This window comes from Streptantibioticus ferralitis (genome assembly GCF_029223525.1).
GTDB lineage: Bacteria > Actinomycetota > Actinomycetes > Streptomycetales > Streptomycetaceae > Streptantibioticus_A > Streptantibioticus_A ferralitis.
Window position 1 is genome coordinate 1 of sequence record NZ_JARHTQ010000077.1, and the last position, 4,922, is coordinate 4,922.

Annotated in this window: 3 protein-coding genes and 2 pseudogenes; 2 read left to right on the forward strand and 3 right to left on the reverse strand. The window is 66.3% G+C overall.

Annotated features, from left to right (window positions below; all coding sequences use genetic code 11):
* Nucleotides 1-674 precede the first annotated feature (674 nt).
* Both P2L57_RS39660 and P2L57_RS39665 read left to right on the forward strand, forming a co-directional pair.
* Nucleotides 675-2,402, forward strand: coding sequence for an amidohydrolase family protein (locus P2L57_RS39660; RefSeq protein WP_275823429.1), 1,728 nt, complete (start codon nucleotides 675-677; stop codon nucleotides 2,400-2,402).
* The gene (locus tag P2L57_RS39665) at nucleotides 2,399-2,785 is read left to right on the forward strand and encodes a hypothetical protein (RefSeq protein WP_275823431.1); all 387 of its coding nucleotides are present in this window, start codon (nucleotides 2,399-2,401) and stop codon (nucleotides 2,783-2,785) included. Before P2L57_RS39660 ends, P2L57_RS39665 begins: the two co-directional genes overlap by 4 nt.
* Here the strand turns inward: P2L57_RS39665 and P2L57_RS39670 are convergent.
* From P2L57_RS39670 to P2L57_RS39680, 3 genes and pseudogenes are all read right to left on the reverse strand, one after another.
* Nucleotides 2,782-3,081, reverse strand: a pseudogene (locus tag P2L57_RS39670) (transposase); the annotation flags it as partial. The gene P2L57_RS39665 and the pseudogene P2L57_RS39670 sit on opposite strands and share 4 nt — an antisense overlap.
* Nucleotides 3,082-3,101: 20 nt before the next feature.
* On the reverse strand, nucleotides 3,102-4,193 hold the full coding sequence (locus P2L57_RS39675; RefSeq protein ID WP_275823433.1) for an IS110 family RNA-guided transposase: 1,092 nt from the start codon (nucleotides 4,191-4,193) through the stop codon (nucleotides 3,102-3,104).
* 209 nt (nucleotides 4,194-4,402) lie between these two features.
* Nucleotides 4,403-4,795: pseudogene (locus P2L57_RS39680) on the reverse strand (transposase); the annotation flags it as partial.
* Between the last annotated feature and the right edge of the window lie 127 nt (nucleotides 4,796-4,922).

Sequence of the window (4,922 nt, forward strand, 5' to 3'; positions counted from 1 at the left end):
CTGCTCGTCCGTCGTCGCATCCGACGGCGATTCGTCGCCGGTCAGTTCAACGGACTCGGGCCCAACGGCGGTCTCGGTCATCTGGCGTCTCCTTGATCATCAGATCCGCCGTTGATTAGACACTCCCTCACCAGACAACCTTTGGGCAACGCTGCCCGGGCCACCCGAACCGTGGCCTGAGGGACCTCGGAAACAGGTACAGGCCGCAGCGACACCGCCGCCCCCTCACCTCCCCGCGAACCGACCGGACTCCCTCAGCACGTCACCCCACCAAACCGCATGTCAGGCGGCCGCCGGAATCGGGCGACAGAGTCCCACAGGGTCAACGCTGCACCCGCTGAGCGCGGCACGGCTACCTCGACAGCTACCTGAGCCTGCGCACCGCGGCCAACTTCGACCAACCCTAGCCGGGCCAGACCATCACTCACGAGTGGGCCGCGCTTCTCGACCCACCGTCCCTTCCAGTGAACTTCTCCGCGCGGCGACAGGCCCCTGCACTTGGCGCCAGTGATGATCGTTTCATATCAACAGCCAGGCGGCTTCATCTGCTACGAACGCTGCCAAGGCCATAGCGGAGGTGCTCTGTGCTAGTCCCCTATCGCTCCGCTCCAACGTCCGCGCGCACCACCGCACGCCGGCGACACAGGGCCATCGGCTGGATCACCGGCTTGGGCATGGCCGTGGCTCCCGCCGTGGCCGCGCCGGCCGCCTGGGCACACCCGGCACAAGCAACGCCTGCTTGGACGGGCGGCGAGCAGGCCGTGGTGGGCACCAACCGCTTCGCCAGGGGCGCCGCTCACGAATTGGAAAAGGTCCGCGCCCACCCACATCGGCTGCGTACGTTCCTGCTCGGCATGCCCAAGGGCGCCGACCTGCACAACCACCTCTCCGGCGCGGTCCGTACTCAAATCCTGCTGGGCTACGGCATCGCCGCAGGCATGTGCGTCGACACCTCGATGACCGCTGTGCCGGGCCCCTGTTCCCGGGTCCCCCGCCCACCGGCCGACACCGCCAGGGCCCGTCCGCTGTCCGACACCGCCAAGGACCGACAGTTCCGCAACCAGGTGATTGGCGCCTGGTCCATGCACGGGTTCCGGGAGCACCACGGGGAGACCGGGCACGACCACTTCTTCTCCACCTTTGACAAGTTCGGCCCGACACTCACCGGGCACAGCGGCGACATGCTCGCCGCCGTAGCCCGGGACACCTACCGCAACGGGGCCCTCTACCTGGAGACACTGGTCGGCCGACAGACCTCCGAAGTCCGGGCGCTGGCCCAGAGCATCGGATACGACCCCGACCTCGAAGCACTGCGCAAGAAGATCCTCGCCAGTCCACAGTGGCCGACGATCGTTGCGAACGCCCGCAAGGAGATCGCCGACCAACTCGCCGGAATGCGCCGGGACCTGCGCTGCGGCACCGCACGGGCCGAGCGTGCCTGCCGGTTGCAGGTCCGCTTCGACCACCAGGTCCTGCGCGGTCAGGCCCCCGAGGTGGTCTTCGCCCAGTTGCTGCTCGGTTTCGAACTCGCTGAAATCGATCCCGCCGTGGTCGGTGTCAACCTCGTCCAGCCGGAGGACGGGCCCATCTCGCTGCGGGACTACAGCCTGCACATGCATATGCTCGACAACCTGCGGCACCACTACCACAAGGCGCACATCACCCTGCATGCCGGTGAACTGACACCCCGCTGGGTGAACCCACGGGACCTCGCCTTCCACGTCCGGGAGGCCGTCCTGGTCGGTCACGTCGAACGGATCGGCCATGGTGTGGACATCTGGTGGGAGCACCACCAGCACCGAACCCTGCGCACCATGGCCAGACACCATGTGCTGGTTGAGATCCTGCTGACCAGCAACCGCCAGATCCTCAACGTCAAAGGCCGCGCGCACCCACTACGACTGTACCGGGCGAGCAAAGTCCCGATCGCACTGGCCACCGACGACCCCGGAGTGGAATGGACGGACCTGACCGGCGAGTACGAACGAGGCGTCACCCAACAGGGCATGGACTACTACGCCCTCAAACACTCGGCCCGCGCCGCCTTGGACCACGGCTTCCTACAGGAGAAGAGCCTGTGGCGCGCCCCGGACGACTTCCGACCGACCCGGGCCTGCCGTCACGACGCGCCCTGGCACGAGGTAATCTCCCGCAGTTGCGCGAGACTCCTGGCGCACAGTCCCAAGGCCAAGGCCGAATGGACCCAGGAGTACCGGTTCTTCAAGTTCGAGCAGCAGTTCGCCAGGCACTGGCACGGCCGACCTCGCCCGTGCCCCCGGGCGAGCGAGACGCGCCAGAGAGCAATCCGCGGTTCATTCCGGACGAACTGCCAAGACCCCCTGCGGCAAGGAATCCGCCGCGGTGCTGGCCCCGGGGTGAGGCTGCCGTCCACCTATCGATGAGCGACCGCGACAATGACGCGGAGATTCTCGCCCTGCGCCACCAGATCACGGCCCTTGAGCGGCAAATCAGTACGGAACGGGTGAAGTTCTCCTCGGAAGACCGGGCCTTCCTCGCCGCTCTGCTGGTGCCGCTGCCGCGCCAGGTCATGGGCCGGATCCGGTTGCTGGTCCAGCCCGACACGGTGCTGCGATGGCACCGGGACATGATGAAGCAGCGCCACGCCCGTACCTGCAGGCCAAAACGGTCAGGCCGTCCGCCCACCGTGCGCTCGATCCGTATCCTTATCCTGCGCCTGGTCCAGGAGAACCCGTCGTGGGGCTACCGCAGGGTGCACGGTGAACTCGCCACCCTCGGCATCAAGGTCGCCGCCTCCACCGTCTAGTGTCCTGCGCCGGGAATCCGTTCAAGATATGCGGCGAGTCGTTCGTGGATCTCGTCAGCGGTCTTGGTCCAGGCGAAGGGCCGTGGGCTGTCGTTCCAGGTTCGGATCCAACTACGGATGTCTTTTTCGAGTGATTGGAGGGACTTGTAGACCCCGCGCCGAAGTTGCTTGTCCGTCAGCAGCGCAAACCACCGCTCCACCTGGTTCAGCCAGGATGAGTAGGTAGGGGTGAAGTGCAGGTGGAAGCGGGGATGGGCATCCAGCCACTTGCGCACGGTGTCCGTCTTATGGGTGCTGTAGAAGCCCCTATGTTTCGTCAAGCCGCGGAAGAAAGCTGGCCGGTAGCCAGAGGCTGGATGTGTCGGTAGAGCTCGCGGGCGACGTACCGCTTGAGGCACCGGAGGATCTCACGCTTGGACATGCCCTCGGCGGTGCGTCGCTGCAGATACTTCTGAGTGCGTTCGTCCCAGCGTATGCGGGTCATGACGATGCGGTAGAGGGCAGCATTCGCTTGGCGGTTGCCTCCGCGGTTCAGGCGCCGTCGTTGGGTCTTGCCGGAGGACTGCTCGACCGGGCTGACGCCGCACAGGGCGGCGCAGGATGCCTCATCGGTGATGCGGTCAGGGTTGTCGCCTGCGGTGATGAGCAGGACTGCGGCGCTGTCGGGCCCGACACCGACCAGATCCAGCATCTGGGGCCGGCAGGAGCGGACAGCCCTGGTGGTGCGCCGTGTGAGCTCTTTGACCTCGTCGGACAGGTGCTGGACTCTGCGGGCGAGCAGGCGCATTGTGAAGAGGGCCTCGCCCCGGTCATCGACGTCAAGGGCCGCGCAGGTGGCGACCAGCGCAGGATTGCTCAAGCCTGCGAGCAGTTCGCGCAGGTCCGGGTCGATAGCCAGCAGGACGGCCTTGAGCTGGTTCAGTGCCTGGGTGCGGGCCTTGACGGCTGATTCCTTGGCGAGCCGCAGGACCCGCATGTCCGCTGCGGGGCCGTCCGCGGTCTTCGGCACAGTGGTGGCGCGTCCGGACAGTACTGCGCGGGCGGCTGCGTCCGCGTCGACGGCATCCGTCTTGCCGCGCTTGCGCCGGGTGGCACGGTCGGGCTGGTTGACTTCGACGACCTCGATGCCTTCCCTGCGCAGGTACCGGGTCAGCGCGGTTCCATAGGATCCGGTGCATTCGACCCCGGCCCGGTGCAGGATGCCGAACGACCGTGCCCAGACGAGTAGTTGGCGGTATCCGGTGGCGGTGGCCGGGAACTCCTGATGGGCGATCGAGGCGCCCAGAGTGGTGATGACAGCGGCGACGTGGACGTCCTTGTGGGTGCCCACCCCCAGGACCACCTCCTCGGCCGGGTCCGGGACTGGCTGCGCGGGCAGCGTCGGCTGGGGCACGCTGGTGACGGTCACGAGGCTCCTTGGACAGGGTCTGGTGGCTTACACCGGCCCGATGAGCGGTCAGAACTGTGACGGTGCTTTGTGCGGCAAAGCCCCTATCGGGACACGTTCACCGGGCCGGCGGCAGTACGCACCGCAGGGAGCCGGAGCCGACAGTTCTACACCAAGGCAGCTGCGGCCAGTTGTCGCACGGGTCAGGCTCCGGCCCCCTGCGGCACCCCATGATCCTCACAGTTGTCGCAGATGAGGTGGATGTCCAGGCCTGCAGGCACGTGCTTGTCGAGCTTGGCCAGGAACTTCTTGAACTCCATTGCGCGGTGGCGGCGGTGGATCGAGCCGATGACTTCGCCAGTTGCTACGTCCAGTGCGGCGAACAGGGTGGTCACGCCGTTGCGGAAGTAGTCATGGGTGCGGCGTTCGGGCATGCCCGGCATTATCGGCAGCACCGGCGCGGAGCGGTCCAGCGCCTGGATCTGGCTTTTTTCGTCGACACACAACACCAGGGCGCTCTCCGGCGGGTCCAGATACAGGCCGACCACGTCGCGGACCTTGTCGATGAACTGTGGGTCGCTGCTGAGCTTGAAGGTGTCTACCTGATGGGGTTTGAGGCCGAATTGGAGTTCCCCCACTGATCTGGACAGCCTGATACTGGGACGGATGAGTCCCGGAGGAAGCAGTCCAGGTAGTGAGTAGCAAGAGCAACATGAGCAAGCGGTACTCGGCGGAGTTCAAGCGTGATGC

Coding starts and splice junctions, on each gene's coding strand:
- P2L57_RS39660 (WP_275823429.1), top strand. CDS start 675: ATGGCCGTGGCTCCCGCCGTGGCCGCGCCGGCCGCCTGGGCACACCCG.
- P2L57_RS39665 (WP_275823431.1), top strand. CDS start 2,399: ATGAGCGACCGCGACAATGACGCGGAGATTCTCGCCCTGCGCCACCAG.